The organism is Arthrobacter sp. OAP107 (assembly GCF_040546765.1).
In the GTDB taxonomy this organism is placed as follows: Bacteria; Actinomycetota; Actinomycetes; order Actinomycetales; family Micrococcaceae; genus Arthrobacter.
On the sequence record NZ_JBEPOK010000001.1, the window covers coordinates 2,034,767 to 2,055,847 of the forward strand.

Sequence of the window (21,081 nt, forward strand, 5' to 3'; positions counted from 1 at the left end):
GCCACGCCCCTCATTGATATTCGGGGATTCATGTTTCGGTACTGGGCGTGGAAGGTTACACGGGCGTTTCGAAAATCGCGCCTACGTAAAGCCCGCGTGACTGCCATGTTTCGGGTTTGTTAACGGAGTCTGTTGGCCGGGGTGGTTTTCGACCGGCGCCGCCGTTGTTTTGCCGGGAACCCGGGGGCTCGTCGGTCAAAGGCCGTGAAAGGCGCCCCTGGAAGGCCGCGTTACCAGCACATGAATGAAACATATCCACGGCCGGGGCGGTAGCGGGGCACAGGATGGTTTCCTGCCCGGCGCCGGATGGTTTCCTTGCCGGAGCTGTTGACCGTATCTGAGCGGGGCCGCCACCATGGGATATGACTGAATCTGCAGCTACCGGCGATGACTATTTCACTGAGAATCCGCACGCGGATGTTGCGGCGGAAGCCGCTGAAACCACGGCAGGGGCGGAGAACACCAGCCCCGGCACCGTCGAAGACATCGCCGAGGAGGTGCGCGACGAGATTCGGCTGGGCCATGTAGACGACGATGTGAGCCACGTCCTCAAGGAACGTTTGGACGGCGCCGGCATCAGCATGCGGCCCGAGGACGTGGATGAACTCGCCGAGGACATAGAACGGGACGTGTCCAGCTAGGGACTGCCATGAACGACCCCTATGACTTGGAGCGGTTCCTCACTGCGCAGAATGACGGTGCCACCTACCCCCAGGCCCTGCAGGAGCTCCGCGCAGGCAGCAAGCGCAGCCACTGGATGTGGTTCGTCTTTCCCCAGGTTGCCGGCCTCGGGCAAAGCGCCACCTCCAGAAGGTATGCCATCGCATCCCTCGATGAAGCCCGGGCATATCTGCAGCATCCCGTGCTGGGACCGCGGCTGATCGAATGCGCCACGGCGGTGGATAACGTGGGCAACCGCGGCGCGGCGGAGATTTTCGGCGGGATCGACTCCCGGAAGCTTCAGTCCTCCATGACGCTGTTCCTGCGGGCGGCCCCCGAAGAACAGATATTCCGGCGCGTTTTGGAACACTACTTTGGCGGGGAGGCCGACGCCGCCACCGACAGGCTGTTGGCGGGCCCGCCCAGCTAAGTGGTAGCTGCCCTTCACCCGGATAGGTGGCGGACCTAGACTGGGAAGACGAGCCAGCCTGCAGCCAGCGGGCTGGGCAGACGGAAGGACAGTGGCATGGGTCTGGACGACAAGATCGACAATGCAGCGGAAAAGCTTGGCGGCAAGGCCAAGGAGGGGGCTGGCAAGGCCAGCGACGATCCGGGCCTCGAAGCCGAGGGCAAGACTGACCAGGCGAAGGCCGATCTGAAACAGGCCGGTGAAAAGGTCAAGGACGCCTTCAAGAAGGACTGAGCAAAACAGGATCACCACGTCTGGCTCTCCGTCTGCAGCGGAGATTCGAAGGGAGTCCTGCCTGGAACTGCGGGCAGGGCTCCCTTTCCTGTGCGCGGGTCAGGGCTTGGTGCCGACCGCCACCAGCTGGACGTCGGTCAAACTGCCGTTCACGACGACGGCGGTCATGTACGTGCAGACTGGTTGCCGGCGGCGGTCCGTGGGGGAGCCGGGGTTGAGCAGGCGCATTCCGCCGGGCCCCACTGTGTCCCAGGGAATGTGCGAGTGGCCGAAAACCAGCACGTTGGTATCCGGAAAGAGGGCCTCGCAACGCTGCTCCCGGCCCTTCGCCTGACCGGTCTCGTGGATCATGCTGAACCGAACGCCGTCGAGCGTCACGCCAGCAGTCTCGGGCAAGCGCCGCCGGAGCCCGTCGCCGTCGTTGTTACCGTAAACGCCGACCAGTCGCCGGCTGCGCTGTTCGAACTCGTCCAGCAGGCCCTCGCTGACCCAGTCACCGGCGTGGAACACCACGTCCGCTTCTTCGACGGCGGCCCACACCTGTTCAGGCAGTGCCCGGGCGCGCTTCGGGACGTGGGTGTCGGCAACAAGGACCAGGCGGAGGCTCATCGAAGCATCTTCGCATGAGGCAGACTGGGACGATGGAGAAAATCATTCCGCCCTCACCGGGTGATCCCCGCCGTCCCCTTGGCCCCCGCGACCCGGGCGACGCGTGGGTGGAGGGCGACCGGGGGAAGTTCTGGGGGCGCTTCGGTTCGGCGGGCCTGCTGGCCCATGATCCCGCGAAGGGCGTCCTGCTGCAGCACCGCGCCACATGGAGCCACCACGGCGGAACCTGGGGACTTCCCGGCGGCGCACTGCACCAGGGCGAGGACGCCGTGACGGGCGCACTGCGCGAGGCGCACGAGGAAGCGGCCGTTCCCGAAGAGAGCGTCAAACTGCTCTTCACGTCCGTGTTCGACGTCGGCTACTGGTCCTACACCACCGTGGCGGTACGGGTGCTGGAACCGTTCGAACCGGCCATCAATGACCCGGAGAGCATCGAACTGCTGTGGATTCCCGTCGAAGAGGTGGCCGGCATCAACCTGCACCCTACCTTCGCCGCCTCCTGGCCGGAGCTGCGAGGCAGGCTGCTGGACGGCATTGGCGATGGACACCGATAAGTTCCGGCTGCTGCTGGAAGAGGAACGGGCGCGGAAGCTCGCCCTGCTGCCGGCGCTCAGCGCGGACATAGCCTCGGCCAATGCCGCCCGGCAGAACGCCAATGTCGACGACGAGCATGACCCCGAGGGAGCCACCATCGCCTTCGAACTCTCGCAGGCGTCCGCACTCCTGGATCAAAGCCGGTCCGGACTGGCGGAAGTGGACGCCGCCCTCGAGCGGATCCGCACGGGCACGTACGGCATATGCACGGTATGCGGGGAGCCGATCGCCGAAGGGCGGCTGGAGGCCCGCCCCTGGACGCCTTTCTGCATCCGCCACACTGGGGGCCGGGCGTAATCCCACCACTTCACCGAGGATGCCCCGGACCTGTTCCGCGGAAGGGAAGAGCATCGTACTCTAGGGCTTGGAGGTGATTGCCATGCAGGCAACCCAGGGAGACCGCATCATCATCCGGGGCAGGACAGTGGAGTCTTCGGACCGCCACGGTGAGATTCTGGAGGTCAAGGGCCAGAACGGAGCGCCGCCGTACCACGTCCGTTTTGACGATGGCCACGAGACCATCCTGTACCCCGGCGGCGACTTTACCGTCGAGCACCACACCACTTAGTTGCCCGGATAACCGCACCGCCACGGCCCGACCGGATCCTGGTCGCAGTCCCGGCCATCATTACCGGTTTCGTCGCCGTGGCGCTCGCTGTGGTCTCAGGAAACCGGCTGCCCCTTGATCGGGGCCCGGTCTGCACCGTATTCGGCCGTCACCAGGATGGGCAGGTGGTCAGACTTTCCCCGGGGCAGCGTCTCCACGCTTTCAATGTCCAGGCCCAGTGATGTAGCAAAGTCGAAGTGGCCCTTGAAGACCTTGTACCGGGTGTATGTCCTGCGGTTGCTCAGGGACAGCGCGTAGCCGGAGTTCTTCATGTGCGCGTCAAGGCTCTTGGTGAAGAACGGGTAGTTAAAGTCGCCCACCATCAGTGTCATGAGCCCGGTGCCCATGCTCAGCAGTTCGGCGTGGGCCGCGTGGATCTGCTTGCGCCGCAGCGAGTTTGACGCGGTGAGCGGGGCGGCGTGGAACGAGCCCACCACCAGTTCGTGGTCGGTTTCGTTGTCCACCATCCGGGTGCCGATCAGCCGCTCATGGGCCGGTGCCATCACGCGGTCGTGCATGGACTTCTTCAGGGCGAAGGTCTGGGTATCGAGTGCCGTGAAGCGGTCAGCCCGGTAGTAGATAGCCAGGCCCAGCCTGTTGCCCTTGGTGTAGTCGGCCAGATGGAGAGGGCCGAGGGTGTCAGGCAGATCGGATGAGTCACATTCCTGAAGGCAGAGGACATCTATCCCAAAGTTGCGGGCCAGACTCATCAGTTCGCCGCTCGCCTTGTGCTTGCGGAGGTTGTAGCTAATAACTCGCATTGAACACCTCTTCCGAGGGCTGCTAGAAGGACCAGTCTCCGAGTCTACCCAGATCATCATATGGAGATCCGGACATTAAGCGCGCGTCCGGCGGAGCAAAAATATGCCGCGCCGGACGTATGCCTGATCCCACTGACCGCTGCGGCCCCTGACCGCCGCGTGCTGCCCCACTTGTTGCCTTGCCGGTCCGCGCCAAGGGCGGCTCCGCCCGCCCGGAGGCGATAGAGTGAACCGGGATTAACCGATCACGCTTTGAAGGAGTCAACGTTGACTGCTGAACTCCCGGAACTCGCCGACGGCGACTTCTACTACCAGGACCTGGGGGGCGGCCGCTTCCGTTCCACCATCCACGCCCAGGGGGCCTGGAACGCCCACGAACAGCACATGGCCCCGGCATCGGGACTCCTGGCTGACCAGCTGGACCGGCATGAGCCCCGGGGCGACATGCGGATGGCCAGGCTCAGCTACGAAATCCTGGGACTGATCCCCGGCGGTGAGTTTGACATCGTCACCACCACGCTGCGCCCGGGACGCACCATCGAGCTGCTGCAGGCTGAGCTGGTGGCGGCCGGCCGCGTGGCCATCAGGGCGACGGCCTGGCGCATGATCACCAGCGATACGTCCGCGGTGGCCGCCGTCGAGGACGGCGCCATCCCCTCGCCGGACGAATGCAAGCCCTACGACGGCGCGAGCGTGTGGCCGGGTGGGTACATCCGATCCCTGGAAATGAGGGTGGCGGAAGGTCACCGGCCAGGCGCCGGGAAGGTGTGGCTGCGCACGGACCATCCGCTGACGGACGGGAACGACAGCACGGACACGGCAAGGCTGATGGGGCTGGTGGACACCGCCAACGGTATTGCCGCGCGGGTTCCGCCGGGCAAGGATAGCTGGGCGTTCCCCAATCTGGACCTCCAGATCCACATGTACCGGCGGCCGGAGGGCGAGTGGCTGGGACTGGACAACGCCGTGTCCTTTGGTGCCGACGGCATCGGCCTCACCTCGACCGTCCTCCACGACCTGTCCGGCCCGTTCGGGCGGGCGGAACAGATCCTCACGCTGCGGAGGAGCTGACCCGCTTGCCGCTGGCCGCTGGCTGCCCGGCGACCGTTGGCCGCCTAGTGGAAGACCAGCCAGCCCGCCAGCGTGGCGAGGGCGGTCAGCAGGGCGCCCCATGCCATGTCCACGACGATGAGCTGCAGCGGCCAGGTCTTGAGCGTCGCCGCGTTGGTGAGGTCGTACGTTGCGTAGGCAAAGGCGCCCAGCCCCGCCCCGTGGCCGACGGCGGTCAGCCAGGTGCCGCCGTCGAGCGCCGGCCGCAGGGCGAAGAAAACGATGCCCGCAATGTAAATCAAATAGAACGCCACGGCGTACCCTAGATTGGGCCGGCTGGCCAGCAAATCACCGATGTGGCTGCGGTAGAACGGGTTCATGAGCTTGAGCCACACGGCGTCGATCACGGCGAAGGCAGCGGCGACGACCAGGAATTGCAACATGACCATAAGGGAGCTTAGCAACATGCAGCAGGCCGGGGCTGATTCACGGACTCTGACCCTCGTCCGGCAGGAGCAGTCCCTCGGTGCCGTCCGGGACCTCGATTTCGGGATCGAGCTCCTCGGCAAGGCCAGGGCCGGGGACATCGGACCCACCCTTCGGCTGTACCGGCCCGCACCGACTGTTGCCTTCGGCCAGCGCGACACCCGCCTGCCAGGCTTCGGCACCGCCGCCCAGGCCTGTCGTGACCTGGGGTTCGAACCGCTGATCCGCAAGGCGGGAGGCCGCGCTGCCGCGTACCACGAGGGCACCCTCATCATCGACCACGTGGAGCCGCACAGCGACGCCATTGCCGGAGCCAAGGGCCGGTTCGCCTTTTTCGGCGAGATGCTGGCGGGGGCGCTGCAGAGCGTGGGCGTGCACGCCGCCGTCGGTGAAATCCCCGGCGAGTACTGCCCCGGTGAATACAGCGTCCACGGCTTCGCCCCCGTGGCTCCCGCGCACCGGATCAAGCTGGTGGGTACGGCCCAGCGTGTGGTGTCCGGCGCCTGGCTGTTCAGTTCCGTCGTCGTGGTGGAGAACTCGGCCCCCATCCGCGAGGTGCTCACCGCCAGCTACGCGGCCCTGGGGCTGGACTGGGATCCGGCGACAGCCGGTGCGGTCGACGACCTCGTGCCCGGCCTGAACGTGCAGGCCATCGAGGACGCGGTGGTCCGCACCTACGCGGACTACGCGACGATGGGCCCGGCGGACTTCAGCAGCCTCCACCGCAGCGTTGACAGGCCGCGACCCTGAGCGTATTGCTGGGTGCAGGGCGAGGAGGTCTCCTTATGGCAACCGTAAGCGTGCGCTATATCGTCGATGATGTCGATGCTGCGATCAACTTCTACTGCGAACATCTGACATTCAAGCTCGTCATGCATCCCGCTCCGCCTTTTGCCATGCTCGACCGCGGCGATCTGAGGCTGCTGCTCAGTGCTCCGGGCCGCCAAGGTGGGGGAGGCCGAAGCATGCCCGACGGCACCAGTCCCGCGCCGGGCGGCTGGAACCGAATCACGCTCGAGGTGTCCGACCTCGCGGCAACCGTCCGGGCGCTCCGCGACGCGGGCGTGCCGTTCCGAAATGACATCGTCACCGGTGTCGGAGGCAATCAGGTACTGATCGAAGATCCCTCCGGCAATCCGATCGAACTGTTCGAGCCGAAGATCCCCGAGGCACGGCTCGCAACATCCTGATCGCGGTGGCGGCCGGACGCAGAACGCCCTCCGCGACGGGGTTATTCGGTGGCCGGGGGGATCTGGCAGATCATGAGGACGTTTCCGTCCGGGTCCCGGAAGTTGAACCATTGGTCGTCGTTGACGTCCGTGAGTTCCACGCCCCGGGCTTTCATGAATGCGTGGGCAGCATGGATGTCCGCGGTGTTGAAGTGGAACGCCGGAACCTGGAAGACGGCGCCGGGGGAGTAGATCCTGCTGTCCAGGACCAGGCCGGTCCCCTCCATGGGGAGGATGTACAGGTGGTCCAGCAGGACCTTGTCATCAGCGGGAACGCCCAGCATGCCGCAATACCAGTCACGGGCTTCCTCGATATCGCTGACGGGGACAAAGACGGTGCCGATCTGCGGGGAAACTGGGTTCACAGCAATCCTTTGGAACGCGGGAAGGAACTCGAACTGTAACGCGCCGGACTGGCCACCGCCGGAAGCGTCGCCGGGCCCGGAATTTTCATACCCAGAGCTGTCGATTTCAAACGCCGGGAAGAGGACGATTAAGGAACAGCCGCTGAAAAGGAGGTCGGTGATGTGCTATTCATCGCGGGCGGATTTCGGCTGGGACACCCGAAAGGATACCGTCCAAAAGCCTGAGGCGCACCGGGAACCGGCACAGCCGGAAGCTGCGCACGGCAACCCGTTGCCCGTGGACCATCCGGAACCCCGGAGCCACGCGGACGAGACAAGGCTGTGGGCCTTCCTGGCCCGCCGCAAGGAGCCCCGCCGCAGGCAAGCCCACGCGCCCGGGCGGGTGCAGGACAGGATCGGCGAAAAGGTCTGATTCGCCGAGGGCCTGAGCCGCAGGGCAGGCAACAGCAAAAGTCACAAAACCAGTAAAGGCACCGGATTCCGGTGCCTTTACTGGTTTTTCCTGCTGTCAATCTTGCCGGGGCGTCTGCCCTAGGTGTAATTCCCACTGAGGTTGTGAACGCGGCTGATGGGGGTCTTGCCGCCGATGCCGGTATGGGTTCTGTGGTGATTGTAGTGGTGGAGCCAGACCTCGTAGGTGGCGGCGCGCTCGGTTTCTGAGGTGTAGGGCCTGGCGTAGGCCCATTCACTGGCGAGGGTCCGGTTGAAGCGTTCGACCTTGCCGTTAGTCTGCGGCCGGTAGGGGCGGGTCCGCCGGTGCTTGACGTGCGGGCCCAGGGCAGCTGCGAAGGCCCGGGAGCGGTAGCAGGATCCGTTATCGGTGAGCACGGCCTTGACGGTGATTCCGTGCGCGGCGAAGAACGCGACGGCCCGGATCCAGAAAGCGGCAGCGGTTTCCTTTTTCTCATCGCCGAGGATTTCTGAGTACGCCAGACGCGAATGGTCATCGACGGCGTGGTGCAGATACGCGTACCCGGTCCCGGCACGGCGGTTCCGCCGACCCCTGGCACGTCCCAAGGCGCGGTGTCCGCCGCCATCGGGGATTCGTCCGAGCTTCTTGATGTCCACGTGGACCAGATCCCCGGCGTTCTCGTGTTCATAGCGTTGCGGCGCCGGCTTTCGGACGGGCAGTCCGGTGCCCTGGTCCAGGCAGGCCAGCCTCGGCATCCGGTACCTGGCCAGAACCTTGCCCACGGTCGAGCGGGCCAGGTGAAGGTGGGCAGCGATCCGGTGCGGTCCCCAGCGGCGTGTGAAACGCAGCGCCACAATCCGTCGCTCAGTGCGCGCGGGCGTGCGGTTCGGGCTCCGTCGAGGCCGGGACGACGCATCAGCCATGCCATCCTCACCCAAGGCCCGGTAGCGGTCCACCCATTTCTTGGCCGTTGCCGGCGAGCACTGGAACCGCTCCGCGGCCCGGCGCAGCGTCCAGCCCTGCTCGATGACCAAACAAGCGAGTTTCCCCCTGGCCTTAGGTGTCAGGTCGGCATTGGCATGGGTAACGTAGGACACGAGGGCCTCCTGGCGTCGAGATGAGTGTGGTAACCCAAATCGATACCGGAGGCCCTCGCCCTTTACATCACGCCACGCTGTTCACAACGTCCCTGGGAATTACACCTAGGCGGCGAGCCTGCTCTTGACCTCGGCTGCGGACGGGTTCGTGGCGGCGGTGCCGTCCGGGAAGAGGACGGTGGGGACCGTGCGGTTGCCGCCGTTGATCTGCTCCACGAGCTCGGCCGTGCCGTCGACCTCTTCGATGTTGATCTCGGTGTAGCCGATGCCCTGGGCGTCCAGCTGCTTCTTCAGCCGGTTGCAGTAGCCGCACCAGGTGGTCGAGAACATGGTGATGGTGCCGTCTTCGGGGGTAAAGTCCACGGGCTCTCCTCGGATTGATATGGTTCTGTCGGTTTCCTTCCCCACAACCGTAACCCGGGCGCCGGTATTCCCCCGTCTCTGTTGCAATGGCATGCTGGTGCCATGTGTGGACGCTACGTCATGGCCCGGGCAGTGGGGGATCTGCTGGCCGAATTCGACGCCGAACTTGAGAATGAAACTGAAATCCCGCCGTCGTGGAACGTTGCGCCCACCGACGGCGCGCCCATTGTCCTGGAACGGCTTATCGACGGCGACACGGTCCGCCAGTTGCACGTCGCACGCTGGGGTCTGGTGCCGTCCTGGGCAAAAAGCCCGGCCATCGGCGCGAAGATGATCAATGCCAGGAGCGAGTCGGTCCTCGAGAAACCGGCGTTCCGCAAGGCCGTGCAGTCGAGGCGCTGCGCGGTCCCGGCGGACGGCTACTACGAATGGAAGCAGGGCGAGGGCCGCAGCAAGCAGCCCTATTACGTCCATCCCCGGGACGAGTCCGCCATCGCCTTCGCCGGACTGTACGAGTGGTGGAAGGACCCGTCCGTGCCCCCGGGCGAACCCGCACAGTGGATGCTGTCCATGTCCATCATGACGGCGGACTCGCCGCCGGCGGGATCTGAAGGGACTGTGTTCGCCGAACTCACCGCCCTCCACGACCGTGTCCCGCTCCCGATGAGCCGCGACACCATGGCGGCCTGGCTTGACCCGCAGGCGGATGACGCCGCCGGCCTCGTGGATCTGGTCCGGTCCGGCGTGAACGAGGTTGCCGCCGGCTGGCGCGTGGATTCCGTGGGCAAGGCGGTGGGGAACGTCCGCAACAACTCTCCCGAGCTCATCGAACCGGTGGAGGCGCTCTTCTGACACGCTGCGGGTCCGGGCGGGCCTGCGGTCAGACGGTGACCCGTCCGCCGTCGTCCACTGTCCAGGTGGGGTTGAACGCAATTTCCCAGCGGAAGCCGTCAGGATCCGCGAAGTATCCGGTGTAGCCGCCCCATGGCTGGGTCTTGGCAGGAGCCACGACGGCGGCGCCGGCCGACTCTGCCTGCGCCATCACCTGGTCCACCTGCCCCGCAGTGCCCACGTTGTGGCTGAGCGTAATGCAGGGAACGGCGGAAGGGGCGTCGACGGCGGCCTCAGCTTGCATCTGCCCGGCATCCCACAGGGAGAGAATCAGGCCGTGGTTGGCCTGGATGAAGATGACTTCGTCGGGAACCTCGCGGTGGACCGGCCAGCCCAGGCCCTCCACATAGAAGCGCCGGGAGGCGGCCACGCTGCGCACTTCCCAATGAAATAAAATCGACTCTGGGCTGCATGGTTCGATACTGTCATGATCATGCCCACAAATCACGGAGACGAGAAAAACGCCCAGGCAGACCGGGAACAGCTCGCCGCCGTGCGGGTCGCGGTGGATGAGGTGGACGAGCAGATCGTCACGCTGATTGCCCGCCGCGAACGCCTGATCCGCATCGCGGGAACCCTGAAGGGTGATGACGCTGAAGTGCGGGCCCCGGGCCGCGTGGAGCGGGTTATCGAGCACGTGCGCCAGGCCGCCGAGAAAAAAGAAATCGACCCGGACATCGTGGAAACCACGTACCGGGCCATGATCTCGAAGTTCATCGAGCTTGAGATGAAAATCCACAACGACAACAGCTGAGCTGTTTACAGTCGCGTGAACTGTTTATGATCGCCTGAGTCGTCCATTGGCACGATGTTGTCCAGCCGTTGTCCATAGGCACGCCGGGGCCGCGGGGCGGCCGATCGGGCTGCTGCCCGGTGCCGCTCGCGGGGCCGCTGACCCTCTAGAGCTTCTCCTCGACAGGGACGCCGGACTGGAATTCCCGCCCGTCGGCCTCGCTGAACGCGGACATGAGGTGGCTCTTGTCGAGCCCCATAACCGTGCTCATGGGGAAGTTGCCCGTGATGGTGTTGCCCGAGTGTTCAACGCTGCTGATGTCGAAGTTCTCCTCCGTGCCGTCGTGGCTGAAGGAGTAGATCGAGACCGCCTCGCCGTTCATGAACTCGATTCCCAGCCTCCGTTGATGTGAATAATCCGGAGTGGCAGCAACGAGCCCCACAACAAAGGCGCCCGATGCTGGAATGCTGCCGTCGATATCGAACCTGGCCACCAATGTGCTTTCTTTGGCGGCGATGCTTACCTGCTTCAGGAGCGCGTCATTGGAACTCATGGGACCATCCTGCCCTGTGAGCCGCCGTCCGTCCACACCCATCTAGGTTTTGTCCCCGGCCCGGCGTAGACTGGAACTATTCGAATACATATTCGACTACCTGTGTATTATCCGCAGGATGGGATTGGTATCCGGAGGCACCATGGGAACGTTCAGCGAGTCTGTTGACGTCGTCTGCGCACCTACAGGTGAGCCGGCGGAGCTTCGGTGGGGCGGCAGGGAATACCGGGTCTGCGCTGAACCCCTGCGCTGGTACGAACGCCGCCAGTGGTGGGCCGAAGAACGGCGTGCCCCGCTGGGAAGCGGCCCCGGGCTTGTGGACCATGAGATCTGGCGGGTGCAGGTCCGCCCTGCCGGCAGAAGCAGCCCGCCGGAAACTCCGGCTGCAGAACCGGCTGAACCACTAACCCTTGACCTGGTGCGGCATACCGGCAGCGGACGCTGGCGGCTGCTCCGGATCCACGACGCCCTCAAACCCAGAGACGCACTCCGGCAAAAATCAGCATGAGCTTCACTCACCTACACGTTTCCACCGCCTTCAGCGCCCACTACGGCGTCTCCTGGCCGGATGAACTCGCCCAGGCGGCAGCGGCCCAGGGCGCAACCGCCCTGGGCTGCACGGACCGGGACGGCCTGTATGGCACCGTAAAGCACCTCAAGGCATGCATGGCTGCCGGGATTGACCCCGTGGTCGGCGTCGACCTGTCAGTGTTCGACGACGAGGGTGACCACGGGGTCGGGTTGCCTGATGCCAGGGTTTCCAAAACCCGGTTTTCCGCGGACCGCGTCACCGGGCGGGTGGTAGTGCTTGCGCACGGACACAACAACGGGGCAGGGTACAAGGCCCTGTGCCGGCTGATCTCAGACGCACACGCCCGCACCTCGGGCAAGGCCGGGGGAACAGTGCCGGTCGCCGTCACCAGGGCTGAACTCGCCTCACGCGTCCTGGAACCGGAAACCCTGAAACCGGTGCTCACCGTTCTGTTGGGACCGGATTCCGACGTCGGGCTGGCACTGGGCGGCCGGCGGTACCTCCGCCCCCGCACCCTGTTCAAGGGCTGGCTGGACGCCATGCCGGCCGGAAGCGTCGCGGCAGAGATCGTCACCCACCTCAGTGCACCGGGGGAGCCAATGAGCACGGCCCATGCGGTCCGCATGCTCAAGCTGGCTCAGGAGTACAGCGTGCCGGCCGTGCTCACCAACGCAGTCCGTTACTGCGAGGAGGACGGTGCCGCCACCGCCGACGTCCTGGACTCCGCACGCACGCTGAAGTCACTGCCAGAGCTCTCCGCCGCGCCGCTGCTCCAGCCCAACGGGCAGGGCTGGCTGAAAACCCCGGACCAAATGGTGGAGCTGGGCAAGGAAATCATCCATGCCGCCGGCTACGGGTCCGCCGATGTCCAGGTGCTGCTGTCGCAGACTGAGGCGCTCGCGGACCGTTGCCGCATGGATCCCGAGTCTGACATGGGCTGGAAGCAGCCGGTGGTCCCCGAGGCCTCCGTCATCGGCATTGAAGGGGATCCGCTGGCAGAACTCGCCCAGCGGTGCGAAGCCGGAATTGCGCGGCGCTTCCCCGGCATCTCCGGGAAGGCGGAAGCGGACATGCGCATCCGGCTGCAGCATGAGCTGAAGATCATTGCCCGCCTTGGCTTTGCCTCCTACTTCCTCACCGTGGCCGAGGTTTCCCGCATGATCCTGGACATGGGCGTGAGGGCGGCAGCGCGGGGATCGGGGGCTTCCAGCCTGGTGAACTACCTGATCGACATTAGCCAGGTGAACCCGCTCCAGCATGACCTGATCTTCGAACGGTTCCTCTCCGGGGACCGGTCCACCCTGCCTGACATCGACATAGATGTGGAAAGCGCGGAGCGGCACAACGTCTACCGGAAGATCTTTGACCGGTTCGGCTCCCAGCGCGTCACGCTGATGAGCATGCAGAACGGCTACCGCGCTCGCGGTGCGGTGCGGGACGCCGGCATGGCGTTGGGAATGGACGACGGTGATGTCGGCGAGATCGCCAAACAGCTGTGGCGCTTCTCGGCACGGAAGTTCCGCGAGGCGCTGGAGGAAAAGCCGGAACTCCGCGAGTTCGCCGGACGCGTGGAACAGCGGAACTTCACCGGGAATCAGCAACTGGACCTGCTGGTGGACCTCACCGAACGGCTGGACCGCCTTCCCCGCCACATCTCCATGCACCCCTGCGGTGTGATCCTCGGGGATGCCACCCTGCTGGACCGGACCCCCGTCCAGCCCAGCGGCCTTGGCCTGCCCATGAGCCAGTTCGACAAGCACGACATGGACCCCATGGGCATGCTGAAGCTGGATGTCCTGGGCGTCCGGATGCAAAGCGCCATGGCGTTTGCCGTGCGGGAGATCATCCGGATCCATCCCTCCAAGGCGGAAGTTGTGGCTGCCGGAGCACATCCCGTTGGCCCTGGCGGAAACGGACCCGACTACATCACCGAGGACGGGCTTATCGACCTCAATGCCGTGCCCCTGGACGATGAGCCAACATACGAGCTGATCAGAAGCACCCACACGTTGGGATGCTTCCAGATCGAGTCACCAGGCCAGCGGGAGCTCGTGGGCAAGATGGCCCCGCGTGAATTCAACGACCTCATCATCGACATCTCACTGTTCCGCCCCGGCCCCATGAAATCTGACATGGTCCGGCCCTTCCTCGAACACAGGCACGGCTTCGCGCCGGAGACCTACCCGCACCCGGACCTGAAGCCGGTGCTCCAGGAAACCCACGGGGTGACTGTCTTCCATGAGCAGATCCTGCGGACCTTCGATGTGATGACCGGCTGCGGGCTGGCGAAAGCAGACGAGTTCCGCAGGGCGTTGAGCAACGACGCCCTGGTTGGCCAGGTTGAGGAGTATTTCCGCCGCGAGGCAAAAGCCAGGGGATACAAACCGGACGTCGTGGACAAGGTCTGGGGGACCCTGAAGTCGTTCGCCAGCTTCGGGTTCTGCAAAGCCCACGGCGCCGCCTTTGCCGTGCCCACCTACCAGTCGGCCTGGCTGAAGGCCCACCACCCGGAAGCGTTCCTTGCCGGCCTGTGGGAGCACGATCCCGGGATGTACCCCAAGCGGCTCCTGGTGGCCGAAGCACGCCGCATGGGGATCCCCATCCTTCCGCTGGACATCAACCGCAGCGGTGCGCAGTACAGGGTGGAACGGGTCGCGGAAGGCCCCGACCAGGGGAAGCTGGGCATCCGGCTGAGCCTCAACGGCATCTTCGGGCTGTCCGGTTCTGAACTGAAGCGGATCGTTGCGGGCCAGCCCTATGACTCCCTGGCGGACCTGAGGGACCGCTCCAGGCTGAGCAAGCCAAGCATCAAGCGGCTCGCCCAGCTCGGTGCCTTCGATACCCTGCACCGGGAGTCCGGCGGGACGGCCAACCGGGCAGACCTTGTCCAGCACCTGCAAAGCCTGCAGAGCAAGCCGGCAAAGAAAGGCGCCGGCATCGTTGAGGGGCAGCTCGCGCTGCCCCTCGGGGACGTCGAACTGCGGAACGTCAAAGCCGGGCTGCCGGAACCCACCACAGTGGAGAACGTCCGGGCAGAACTTGACCTGATGGCTGTTGACGTCAGCGAACACCTGATGTCCAGCCACCGGCCCCTTCTGGACCGGCTGGGCGTCACCACAGCGGACAAGCTGCTTGGGCTGCGCAACGGCACGGAGGTCCTGGTTGCCGGCGTGAGGATCGCCACCCAGACCCCGCCCATGCGCGGCGGCAGGCGGGTGGTCTTCATCAGCATCGACGACGGTACCGGGTGCGTGGATTCCGTGTTCTTCCACGAGGCGCAGGAGCACGCCGGACCGCTGCTGTTCGGCACCCGGCTGCTGCTTATCCGGGGAACCACCCGGCGGACCGGTCCGCGCGGCATCAGCCTGAGCGCCAGCATGGCCTGGGACCTCAGCCAGGTGGATACCCTGCCGTTCCCTGAATCTGCACCGATCGCTGTGCCTGAGGAAATTAGGCAGCCGGGGCCGCTCGAAGGCATCGGCAGGAACCTGGCCATCACCGGACTGGGAAGCTGACCCGCCGTCCATTTCCGCCGGAACTCCGCGGTGTTCCCCTTGGCTGCCGCCGTGGCGCTTTGGCTCGCCACTTCAGCAACAGATAACATTGACGAGGCTGGCTGTGGTCCCCGTACGCCACAAGCTACGAAGCCTGAACTTTGAATAGGAGACACCCGTGTCAGATGCCCAGCAGATCACCCTCATCGTCGATGGCGAAGAAATGAAGGTGACTACCGGGACCACCGGCGCGGAACTCTTCTTTGAGCGCCGCGACGTCGTTGTGGCCCGGGTCGACGGCGAACTCAAGGACCTGGACCAGCCCCTTCCCGAGGGTGCCGAGGTTGAAGGCGTCACCATCGATTCCCCCGACGGGCTCAACGTACTGCGCCACTCCACCGCGCACGTCATGGCCCAAGCCGTGCAGCAGCTGCGACCGGACGCCAAACTGGGCATCGGTCCCTACATCACTGACGGGTTCTACTTCGACTTCGACGTCGAGGAGCCCTTCACTCCCGAGGACCTGCGCCAGCTGGAAAAGATGATGCTCAAGATCGTCAACCAGAACCAGAAGTTTGTCCGCCGCGTCGTCTCCGAGGACGAGGCCCGCGAAGCGATGAAGAACGAGCCCTACAAGCTCGAACTGCTGGGCAAGAAGAACGACGCCGCCGATGCCGGCGAAGGCGTCAACGTCGAAGTGGGCGCCGGCGACATCACCATCTACGACAACGTCGACCGCAAGAGCGGGGACAGCGTCTGGTGCGACCTGTGCCGCGGCCCGCACCTGCCCAACACGAAGCTCATCTCCAACGCCTTCGCCCTGACCCGGTCCTCGGCCGCGTACTGGCTGGGCAACCAGAACAACCAGCAGCTGCAGCGCATCTACGGCACCGCGTGGCCCACCAAGGATGCCCTGAAGGCGTACCAGGAACGCATCGCCGAAGCCGAGCGGCGCGACCACCGGAAGCTGGGCGCCGAGCTGGACCTGTTTTCCTTCCCGGACGAGCTGGGCTCGGGCCTGCCGGTCTTCCACCCCAAGGGCGGCATCATCCGCAAGGCCATGGAGGACTACTCCCGGCAGCGCCACGTGGACGCCGGCTACGAGTTCGTCTACACCCCGCACATCACCAAGGGGCACCTGTACGAGGTGTCCGGCCACCTGGACTGGTACCGCGACGGCATGTTCCCCGCGATGCACATCGACGCGGAGCACAATGAGGACGGGACGGTCCGCAAGCCCGGCCAGGACTACTACCTCAAGCCGATGAACTGCCCCATGCACAACCTGATCTTCCGCTCGCGCGGCCGGTCCTACCGCGAACTGCCGCTGCGGCTGTTCGAATTCGGCTCGGTCTACCGCTACGAGAAGTCCGGCGTGGTGCACGGCCTGACCCGCGTGCGGGGCATGACACAGGACGACGCCCACATCTACTGCACCCGCGAGCAGATGAAGGACGAGCTCACCACCACGCTGAACTTCGTCCTGGGCCTGCTCAAGGACTATGGCCTGGACGACTTCTACCTCGAGCTGTCCACCAAGAACGAGGACAAGTTCGTGGGTGACGACGCCACCTGGGAGGAAGCCACCTGCACCCTGGCCGAAGTGGCCGAGGCCTCCGGGCTTGAGCTTGTTCCGGACCCGGGCGGAGCCGCGTTCTACGGACCCAAGATCTCGGTCCAGGCGAAGGATGCGCTGGGCCGCACCTGGCAGATGTCCACGATCCAGCTCGACTTCAACCTGCCTGAGCGCTTCGAACTCGAGTTCCAGGCCGCTGACGGCACCCGCCAGCGCCCGGTCATGATCCACCGGGCCCTGTTCGGATCGGTGGAGCGGTTCATGGGCGTCCTCACCGAGCACTATGCCGGTGCCTTCCCGGCCTGGCTCGCTCCCGTACAGGTGGTGGGCATCCCGGTGGCGGAGGCCTTCAACGACTACATGTTCGACGTCGTCGACAAGCTCAAGGCTGCCGGCATCCGCGCCGAGGTGGACATCTCCTCGGACCGTTTCCCCAAGAAGATCCGTACGGCCAGCAAGGACAAGATCCCGTTCGTGCTGATCGCCGGCGGTGAGGACGCCGAAGTGGGCGCCGTGTCCTTCCGGTTCAGGGACGGCAGCCAGGACAACGGCGTGCCCGTGGAAGAGGCTGTCCAGCGGATCGTGGACGCCGTCCGCAACCGGACCAGCTAGCCGCGGCGGAGGGGGAACACGTGCAGGAGAACACAGGGTCGGGCTATCCGGGCGACGCGGAAGTGACGGACGATTTTGGCCTCGCCGGCGTTCCGGATGCCTTCCAGCGGCTGTGGACTCCGCACCGCATGGCCTACATTAAGGGCGGGCAGCACCAGTTCAAGAACACTGACGACTGCCCGTTCTGCATCGCGCCCGCGCGCACCGACGAGGAATCCCTCATCGTCTACCGGGGGCGCACGAGCTACGTGGTGCTTAACCTGTTCCCCTACAACCCCGGCCACCTGCTGGTGTGCCCGTACCGCCACGTCCCCGATTACACGGACCTGACGGTGGAGGAAACCGCCGAATTCGCCGACCTGACGCAGACCGCCATGCGCGTGCTGCGGAAGGTGGCGAATCCCGGCGGCTTCAACCTCGGCATGAACCAGGGGGTTGTGGGTGGCGCCGGCATCGCGGGGCACCTGCACCAGCACATCGTGCCGCGCTGGGGCGGGGACGGAAACTTCTTCCCGATCATCGCCCAGACCAAGGCGATCACCCAGACCCTCGACGAGGTCCGCCAGCAGGTCGCCGACGCCTGGCCCGGGGAGACGCATGCTGAATAGGCATGCCCGCGGGTTCTTCACCGCGCTGTTTACCCCGCTTGCACGCTGGCTCCTGAAACTGGGCGTCTCACCGGACGCCATCACCATTGTGGGAACTGCCGGCGTGGTAGTCGGGGCCCTGGTGTTCTATCCGCTGGGCCAGCTGTTCTGGGGAACCGTCTTCATCACGGCGTTCATCTTCTCCGACGTCATCGACGGCATCATGGCCCGGATGCAGAACCTCGGCGGCCGCTGGGGAAACTTCCTGGACTCCAGCCTTGACCGGTTGGCGGACGGTGCCCTCTTTGCCGGCCTGGCCATCTGGTTTTTCACCGGTGGTGCCGATGCCCCCATAGCTATTGCCGCCGTCGTCTGCCTTGTTCTTGGCATGGTGGTTTCATATGTGCGGGCGAAGGCCGAATCCCTCGGCTTCCAGGCGAACGTGGGCATTGCCGAACGTGCTGAACGGCTGGTTTCAGTCCTGGTAATAACCGGGCTGACGGGTGCCGGACTGCCGCCCGTGGTGCTGCTGGCCACCCTGGTGCTGCTGGCGGCGGCGAGCCTCGTCACCGTCGTGCAGCGCGTCCTGGCAGTGCGCGTCCAGTCGCTGGAAGACTCCGAACAAACCTGATTAAGCCGGGCTGCCGCGGTGGGACTAGTATTAGGACTGCCCGGTCAATGGATCCGGTAATCCGGTGTGTGTAAAAACGGCATGTCCGTGCCGCCTGCACTGCCGGCGAAGGTCATCTAGCTACCCATAGGGGTTTTTGTGTCTACACCTGATGTAAGCAACGAAGCCGGCTCGTCCGCCAACAGCGTGACTGGCAGCAACCGCGTCAAGCGCGGCATGGCGGAGATGCTCAAGGGCGGCGTCATCATGGACGTCGTCAACGTCGAGCAGGCCCGCATCGCCGAAGATGCCGGTGCCGTTGCCGTTATGGCGCTCGAGCGCGTCCCGGCCGACATCCGCGCCCAGGGCGGCGTGTCCCGCATGTCCGATCCGGACATGATCGACCAGATCATCGACGCCGTGTCCATCCCGGTCATGGCCAAGGCCCGGATCGGGCACTTCGTCGAGGCCCAGGTCCTGCAGTCCCTCGGCGTGGATTACATTGACGAGTCCGAGGTCCTGACCCCGGCCGACTACGTCAACCACATCGACAAGTGGAACTTCACCGTTCCCTTCGTCTGCGGTTCCACCAACCTTGGTGAGGCGCTGCGCCGCATCAACGAGGGCGCGGCCATGATCCGCTCCAAGGGCGAGGCCGGCACCGGTGACGTCTCCAACGCTACCGGTCACATGCGGCAGATCCGCGCCGAGATCGCCAAGCTCGCGGCTCTGCCCGAGGACGAGCTGTACGTCGCGGCCAAGGAGCTGCAGGCCCCCTACGAACTGGTCAAGGAAGTTGCCGCCACCGGCAAGCTCCCGGTGGTGCTGTTCACCGCCGGCGGCATCGCCACCCCGGCCGACGCCGCGATGATGATGCAGCTCGGCGCCGACGGCGTGTTCGTCGGCTCCGGTATCTTCAAGTCCGGCAACCCGGCCCAGCGGGCCGCCGCCGTCGTGAAGGCCACCACCTTCTTCGATGACCCGGACGTCATCGCCAAGGCCTCCCGCGGCCTGGGCGAGGCCATGGTCGGCATCAACGTGGACGAGATCCCGCAGCCGCACCGCCTCGCCGAGCGCGGCTGGTAGCGTTCGGGCGCTTGAGCCTCTGCGCCCTCTCTTGTTAAGCCGAGAGAGTTAGGCGCCATTGTCGCCAGGCTTAATTACGACGCCGGCCGGTCACCTTCCAAGGTGACCGGCCGGCGTCGTTCTTCCCAACTAACTCGCACTTGTGGTCGTTTTCAGCCCTCAGAACGACAACAAATGCCAGCTAATACGAAAGTCGGTGGGTCAGGCTGCGGTGGCCGGGCTGAGGGTGACGTTGTAGCCGAGGCTGTTGAGTTTGTTGATGGCGTTGGTGCGTGCTTTGACTGGGTCGAGCCGGGTGAAGTAGTCGGCGCCGGGATCTTTGTAGCATTCCCCGTCGGCAAGGAGGTGCCAGACCGCGGTGAGTATCGAGTGTTGGAGGGCAACGATGGCTATCATCGGGCTCCGCCGGAATTTGATGCGCTGGTATTTGGCGGCGAGATAGGTGTTCTTACTCCGCGAGACGGAGAGCGCCGCGGTGCCGAGAGCGGCTTTGAGGTATTTGTTGCCGGGCAGGATATGCGCTGATTTGATCCGGCCTGCTGATTCGTTGGAACCAGGACAGACACCGGCCCAGGACGCGAGCCGGCCGGGTGTCTCGAATACGGTCATGTCGGCGCCGGTTTCGGCGATGATTACGTCTGCGACTTTGAGGGAGACTCCGGGGATGGTGGCCAGGAAATCCCTGGCTGCACGAAAGGGTGCCATCGCCTCCTCGATCCTGTCGGTGAGCGCATCGATGATACGGGTCTGGGCATCGATCTGGTCCAGGTGCAGTCTGGCCATGAACGCGTGGTGTTCCTTGAATCTGCCGGTGAGCGCATCAACGAGGGCGGGGATCCTGGAGCGCAGGGTTCCTTTGGCCAGACCTGCGAGGACTTCCGGGTGCCGTTCACCCTGAATGAGGGCTTCGAGCATCGCCCGAGACGAGACTCCGGTCAGGTCCGAGACCACGGAGGACAGTTTGATCCCGGAACCTTCAAGGAACTTCTCCAGGCGCTGGATCTCACGTGTCCGGTCGCGTGTTGCCGTGGACCGGGCCCGGGTGAGGTCACGCAGGTCGCGGATCGGTTCGGGCGGAATGAACGAGGCCCTCAGCAGTCCGTGCGCGGCGAGCTGGGCGAGCCACGCAGCGTCGGAAACATCAGTTTTGCGTCCCGGGATGTTCCTTGCCGCCTTGGCGTTGACCAGCATCACCGGCAAGGTTTCTTCGAATAGGTAGAAGAACGGCTTCCAGTAATCGCTGGTGGCTTCCATGACCACTGTGGTGACGTGCTCGCGTTCCAGAAAGTCCCGCAGTTCCAGGATCTGCCCGGACGTCGAGCCCCAGGTCGTGACAGTTGACGTGTATGTCCCGGCCCGCGCGCCAGGGACCCGCAGGCAGACCTTCGCATCGCGTTTGGAGATATCCATCCCGGCGGCCCGCTCGTGAACAATATCCATGACAGTTCCTCCTGACACCTCGAACCTTGCG

General features: G+C 65.0%; 27 protein-coding genes. 18 read left to right on the top strand and 9 right to left on the bottom strand.

Features of this window, described 5'->3' with window-relative positions; translation table 11 throughout:
• The first annotated feature begins 362 nt into the window (after window positions 1-362).
• From ABIE00_RS09530 to ABIE00_RS09540, 3 genes are all read left to right on the top strand, one after another.
• Window positions 363-641 carry a hypothetical protein gene (locus tag ABIE00_RS09530; RefSeq protein ID WP_354259472.1) on the top strand — a complete coding sequence of 93 codons (279 nt, stop codon included), beginning with the start codon at window positions 363-365 and terminating at the stop codon, window positions 639-641.
• A gap of 8 nt (window positions 642-649) precedes the next feature.
• Window positions 650-1,090 (top strand): DUF1810 domain-containing protein, encoded by a 441-nt coding sequence (locus ABIE00_RS09535; RefSeq protein ID WP_354259475.1) that lies wholly within the window; start codon window positions 650-652, stop codon window positions 1,088-1,090.
• A gap of 96 nt (window positions 1,091-1,186) precedes the next feature.
• Window positions 1,187-1,363 carry a CsbD family protein gene (locus ABIE00_RS09540; RefSeq protein WP_003800599.1) on the top strand — a complete coding sequence of 59 codons (177 nt, stop codon included), beginning with the start codon at window positions 1,187-1,189 and terminating at the stop codon, window positions 1,361-1,363.
• Window positions 1,364-1,462: 99 nt separating this feature from the next.
• Here the strand turns inward: ABIE00_RS09540 and ABIE00_RS09545 are convergent, their stop codons facing one another.
• Window positions 1,463-1,972 (bottom strand): metallophosphoesterase family protein, encoded by a 510-nt coding sequence (locus ABIE00_RS09545; protein ID WP_354259478.1) that lies wholly within the window; start codon window positions 1,970-1,972, stop codon window positions 1,463-1,465.
• Between the two features lie 32 nt (window positions 1,973-2,004).
• Here ABIE00_RS09545 and ABIE00_RS09550 point away from each other — a divergent pair, with 32 nt between their 5' ends.
• The 3 genes from ABIE00_RS09550 (at window position 2,005) to ABIE00_RS09560 (ending at window position 3,134) form a co-directional block, all read left to right on the top strand.
• On the top strand, window positions 2,005-2,526 hold the full coding sequence (locus ABIE00_RS09550; RefSeq protein ID WP_354259481.1) for an NUDIX domain-containing protein: 522 nt from the start codon (window positions 2,005-2,007) through the stop codon (window positions 2,524-2,526).
• The gene (locus ABIE00_RS09555) at window positions 2,513-2,863 is read left to right on the top strand and encodes a TraR/DksA family transcriptional regulator (protein WP_354259484.1); all 351 of its coding nucleotides are present in this window, start codon (window positions 2,513-2,515) and stop codon (window positions 2,861-2,863) included. Before ABIE00_RS09550 ends, ABIE00_RS09555 begins: the two co-directional genes overlap by 14 nt.
• 82 nt (window positions 2,864-2,945) lie before the next feature.
• Entirely contained in the window at window positions 2,946-3,134 is a 189-nt protein-coding gene (locus ABIE00_RS09560; protein WP_331572919.1) for a DUF1918 domain-containing protein, read from the top strand.
• Between the two features lie 95 nt (window positions 3,135-3,229).
• Here the strand turns inward: ABIE00_RS09560 and ABIE00_RS09565 are convergent, their stop codons facing one another.
• Window positions 3,230-3,934 (bottom strand): endonuclease/exonuclease/phosphatase family protein, encoded by a 705-nt coding sequence (locus ABIE00_RS09565; protein WP_354259488.1) that lies wholly within the window; start codon window positions 3,932-3,934, stop codon window positions 3,230-3,232.
• A 267-nt stretch (window positions 3,935-4,201) separates the two neighbouring features.
• On the opposite strand from ABIE00_RS09565, the gene ABIE00_RS09570 reads away from it, so the two are divergent.
• Entirely contained in the window at window positions 4,202-5,005 is an 804-nt protein-coding gene (locus ABIE00_RS09570; RefSeq protein WP_354259491.1) for a thioesterase family protein, read from the top strand.
• Window positions 5,006-5,049: 44 nt separating this feature from the next.
• Here ABIE00_RS09570 and ABIE00_RS09575 read toward each other — a convergent pair whose 3' ends face one another.
• Window positions 5,050-5,427 (bottom strand): DUF2177 family protein, encoded by a 378-nt coding sequence (locus ABIE00_RS09575; protein WP_354259494.1) that lies wholly within the window; start codon window positions 5,425-5,427, stop codon window positions 5,050-5,052.
• On the opposite strand from ABIE00_RS09575, the gene ABIE00_RS09580 reads away from it, so the two are divergent.
• A complete protein-coding gene (locus tag ABIE00_RS09580; RefSeq protein WP_354259496.1) occupies window positions 5,426-6,220 on the top strand; it encodes a lipoate--protein ligase family protein in 795 nt (264 codons plus the stop codon). The genes ABIE00_RS09575 and ABIE00_RS09580 overlap by 2 nt on opposite strands.
• A gap of 35 nt (window positions 6,221-6,255) precedes the next feature.
• Window positions 6,256-6,660, top strand: a complete 405-nt coding sequence (locus tag ABIE00_RS09585) for a VOC family protein (protein ID WP_354259499.1) — start codon at window positions 6,256-6,258, stop codon at window positions 6,658-6,660.
• Between the two features lie 41 nt (window positions 6,661-6,701).
• Here ABIE00_RS09585 and ABIE00_RS09590 read toward each other — a convergent pair whose 3' ends face one another.
• Entirely contained in the window at window positions 6,702-7,064 is a 363-nt protein-coding gene (locus tag ABIE00_RS09590; protein ID WP_354259502.1) for a VOC family protein, read from the bottom strand.
• Window positions 7,065-7,224: 160 nt separating this feature from the next.
• On the opposite strand from ABIE00_RS09590, the gene ABIE00_RS09595 reads away from it, so the two are divergent.
• On the top strand, window positions 7,225-7,476 hold the full coding sequence (locus ABIE00_RS09595) for a hypothetical protein (protein ID WP_354259505.1): 252 nt from the start codon (window positions 7,225-7,227) through the stop codon (window positions 7,474-7,476).
• Window positions 7,477-7,595: 119 nt separating this feature from the next.
• Here ABIE00_RS09595 and ABIE00_RS09600 read toward each other — a convergent pair whose 3' ends face one another.
• A complete protein-coding gene (locus ABIE00_RS09600; protein WP_354259506.1) occupies window positions 7,596-8,573 on the bottom strand; it encodes an IS481 family transposase in 978 nt (325 codons plus the stop codon).
• Between the two features lie 105 nt (window positions 8,574-8,678).
• Complete coding sequence (locus ABIE00_RS09605; protein WP_078028863.1) at window positions 8,679-8,936, bottom strand: mycoredoxin; 258 nt, start codon at window positions 8,934-8,936, stop codon at window positions 8,679-8,681.
• A gap of 102 nt (window positions 8,937-9,038) precedes the next feature.
• Here ABIE00_RS09605 and ABIE00_RS09610 point away from each other — a divergent pair, with 102 nt between their 5' ends.
• The gene (locus ABIE00_RS09610; RefSeq protein WP_354259510.1) at window positions 9,039-9,788 is read left to right on the top strand and encodes an SOS response-associated peptidase; all 750 of its coding nucleotides are present in this window, start codon (window positions 9,039-9,041) and stop codon (window positions 9,786-9,788) included.
• Window positions 9,789-9,816: 28 nt separating this feature from the next.
• Here the strand turns inward: ABIE00_RS09610 and ABIE00_RS09615 are convergent, their stop codons facing one another.
• Window positions 9,817-10,206, bottom strand: a complete 390-nt coding sequence (locus ABIE00_RS09615) for a VOC family protein (protein ID WP_354259513.1) — start codon at window positions 10,204-10,206, stop codon at window positions 9,817-9,819.
• A 48-nt stretch (window positions 10,207-10,254) separates the two neighbouring features.
• Here ABIE00_RS09615 and ABIE00_RS09620 point away from each other — a divergent pair, with 48 nt between their 5' ends.
• The gene (locus tag ABIE00_RS09620; protein ID WP_331572896.1) at window positions 10,255-10,581 is read left to right on the top strand and encodes a chorismate mutase; all 327 of its coding nucleotides are present in this window, start codon (window positions 10,255-10,257) and stop codon (window positions 10,579-10,581) included.
• 145 nt (window positions 10,582-10,726) lie between these two features.
• Here ABIE00_RS09620 and ABIE00_RS09625 read toward each other — a convergent pair whose 3' ends face one another.
• Window positions 10,727-11,113 carry a hypothetical protein gene (locus tag ABIE00_RS09625; RefSeq protein WP_354259516.1) on the bottom strand — a complete coding sequence of 129 codons (387 nt, stop codon included), beginning with the start codon at window positions 11,111-11,113 and terminating at the stop codon, window positions 10,727-10,729.
• A 142-nt stretch (window positions 11,114-11,255) separates the two neighbouring features.
• Here ABIE00_RS09625 and ABIE00_RS09630 point away from each other — a divergent pair, with 142 nt between their 5' ends.
• The 6 genes from ABIE00_RS09630 (at window position 11,256) to pdxS (ending at window position 19,610) form a co-directional block, all read left to right on the top strand.
• Window positions 11,256-11,621, top strand: a complete 366-nt coding sequence (locus tag ABIE00_RS09630; RefSeq protein WP_354259519.1) for a DUF6504 family protein — start codon at window positions 11,256-11,258, stop codon at window positions 11,619-11,621.
• Entirely contained in the window at window positions 11,618-15,160 is a 3,543-nt protein-coding gene (locus ABIE00_RS09635) for a DNA polymerase III subunit alpha (protein ID WP_354259522.1), read from the top strand. Before ABIE00_RS09630 ends, ABIE00_RS09635 begins: the two co-directional genes overlap by 4 nt.
• Before the next feature lie 202 nt (window positions 15,161-15,362).
• Complete coding sequence (gene thrS / locus ABIE00_RS09640; protein ID WP_502914279.1) at window positions 15,363-17,327, top strand: threonine--tRNA ligase; 1,965 nt, start codon at window positions 15,363-15,365, stop codon at window positions 17,325-17,327.
• A gap of 20 nt (window positions 17,328-17,347) precedes the next feature.
• Window positions 17,348-17,935: an HIT family protein gene (locus ABIE00_RS09645; protein ID WP_331572886.1), complete on the top strand. Its 588-nt coding sequence runs from the start codon at window positions 17,348-17,350 to the stop codon at window positions 17,933-17,935.
• Entirely contained in the window at window positions 17,925-18,545 is a 621-nt protein-coding gene (pgsA, locus tag ABIE00_RS09650) for a phosphatidylinositol phosphate synthase (protein ID WP_354259529.1), read from the top strand. Before ABIE00_RS09645 ends, pgsA begins: the two co-directional genes overlap by 11 nt.
• A gap of 138 nt (window positions 18,546-18,683) precedes the next feature.
• Complete coding sequence (gene pdxS / locus ABIE00_RS09655; protein WP_354259532.1) at window positions 18,684-19,610, top strand: pyridoxal 5'-phosphate synthase lyase subunit PdxS; 927 nt, start codon at window positions 18,684-18,686, stop codon at window positions 19,608-19,610.
• A 201-nt stretch (window positions 19,611-19,811) separates the two neighbouring features.
• On the opposite strand, the gene ABIE00_RS09660 is transcribed toward pdxS, so the two are convergent.
• On the bottom strand, window positions 19,812-21,050 hold the full coding sequence (locus ABIE00_RS09660) for an IS110 family RNA-guided transposase (protein WP_354259535.1): 1,239 nt from the start codon (window positions 21,048-21,050) through the stop codon (window positions 19,812-19,814).
• Window positions 21,051-21,081 lie beyond the last annotated feature (31 nt).

Bases quoted from the DNA above. Each gene is read 5' to 3' on its own strand.
- ABIE00_RS09660 (WP_354259535.1), bottom strand. From the start codon at position 21,050: ATGGATATTGTTCACGAGCGGGCCGCCGGGATGGATATCTCCAAACGC.
- ABIE00_RS09530 (WP_354259472.1), top strand. From the start codon at position 363: ATGACTGAATCTGCAGCTACCGGCGATGACTATTTCACTGAGAATCCG.
- thrS (WP_502914279.1), top strand. From the start codon at position 15,363: ATGAAGGTGACTACCGGGACCACCGGCGCGGAACTCTTCTTTGAGCGC.
- ABIE00_RS09630 (WP_354259519.1), top strand. From the start codon at position 11,256: ATGGGAACGTTCAGCGAGTCTGTTGACGTCGTCTGCGCACCTACAGGT.
- ABIE00_RS09580 (WP_354259496.1), top strand. From the start codon at position 5,426: ATGACCATAAGGGAGCTTAGCAACATGCAGCAGGCCGGGGCTGATTCA.
- ABIE00_RS09565 (WP_354259488.1), bottom strand. From the start codon at position 3,934: ATGCGAGTTATTAGCTACAACCTCCGCAAGCACAAGGCGAGCGGCGAA.
- pgsA (WP_354259529.1), top strand. From the start codon at position 17,925: ATGCTGAATAGGCATGCCCGCGGGTTCTTCACCGCGCTGTTTACCCCG.
- ABIE00_RS09575 (WP_354259494.1), bottom strand. From the start codon at position 5,427: ATGTTGCAATTCCTGGTCGTCGCCGCTGCCTTCGCCGTGATCGACGCC.
- ABIE00_RS09540 (WP_003800599.1), top strand. From the start codon at position 1,187: ATGGGTCTGGACGACAAGATCGACAATGCAGCGGAAAAGCTTGGCGGC.
- ABIE00_RS09635 (WP_354259522.1), top strand. From the start codon at position 11,618: ATGAGCTTCACTCACCTACACGTTTCCACCGCCTTCAGCGCCCACTAC.
- ABIE00_RS09595 (WP_354259505.1), top strand. From the start codon at position 7,225: ATGTGCTATTCATCGCGGGCGGATTTCGGCTGGGACACCCGAAAGGAT.
- ABIE00_RS09550 (WP_354259481.1), top strand. From the start codon at position 2,005: ATGGAGAAAATCATTCCGCCCTCACCGGGTGATCCCCGCCGTCCCCTT.
- ABIE00_RS09560 (WP_331572919.1), top strand. From the start codon at position 2,946: ATGCAGGCAACCCAGGGAGACCGCATCATCATCCGGGGCAGGACAGTG.
- ABIE00_RS09585 (WP_354259499.1), top strand. From the start codon at position 6,256: ATGGCAACCGTAAGCGTGCGCTATATCGTCGATGATGTCGATGCTGCG.
- ABIE00_RS09555 (WP_354259484.1), top strand. From the start codon at position 2,513: ATGGACACCGATAAGTTCCGGCTGCTGCTGGAAGAGGAACGGGCGCGG.
- ABIE00_RS09545 (WP_354259478.1), bottom strand. From the start codon at position 1,972: ATGAGCCTCCGCCTGGTCCTTGTTGCCGACACCCACGTCCCGAAGCGC.
- ABIE00_RS09535 (WP_354259475.1), top strand. From the start codon at position 650: ATGAACGACCCCTATGACTTGGAGCGGTTCCTCACTGCGCAGAATGAC.
- ABIE00_RS09610 (WP_354259510.1), top strand. From the start codon at position 9,039: ATGTGTGGACGCTACGTCATGGCCCGGGCAGTGGGGGATCTGCTGGCC.
- ABIE00_RS09625 (WP_354259516.1), bottom strand. From the start codon at position 11,113: ATGAGTTCCAATGACGCGCTCCTGAAGCAGGTAAGCATCGCCGCCAAA.
- ABIE00_RS09620 (WP_331572896.1), top strand. From the start codon at position 10,255: ATGATCATGCCCACAAATCACGGAGACGAGAAAAACGCCCAGGCAGAC.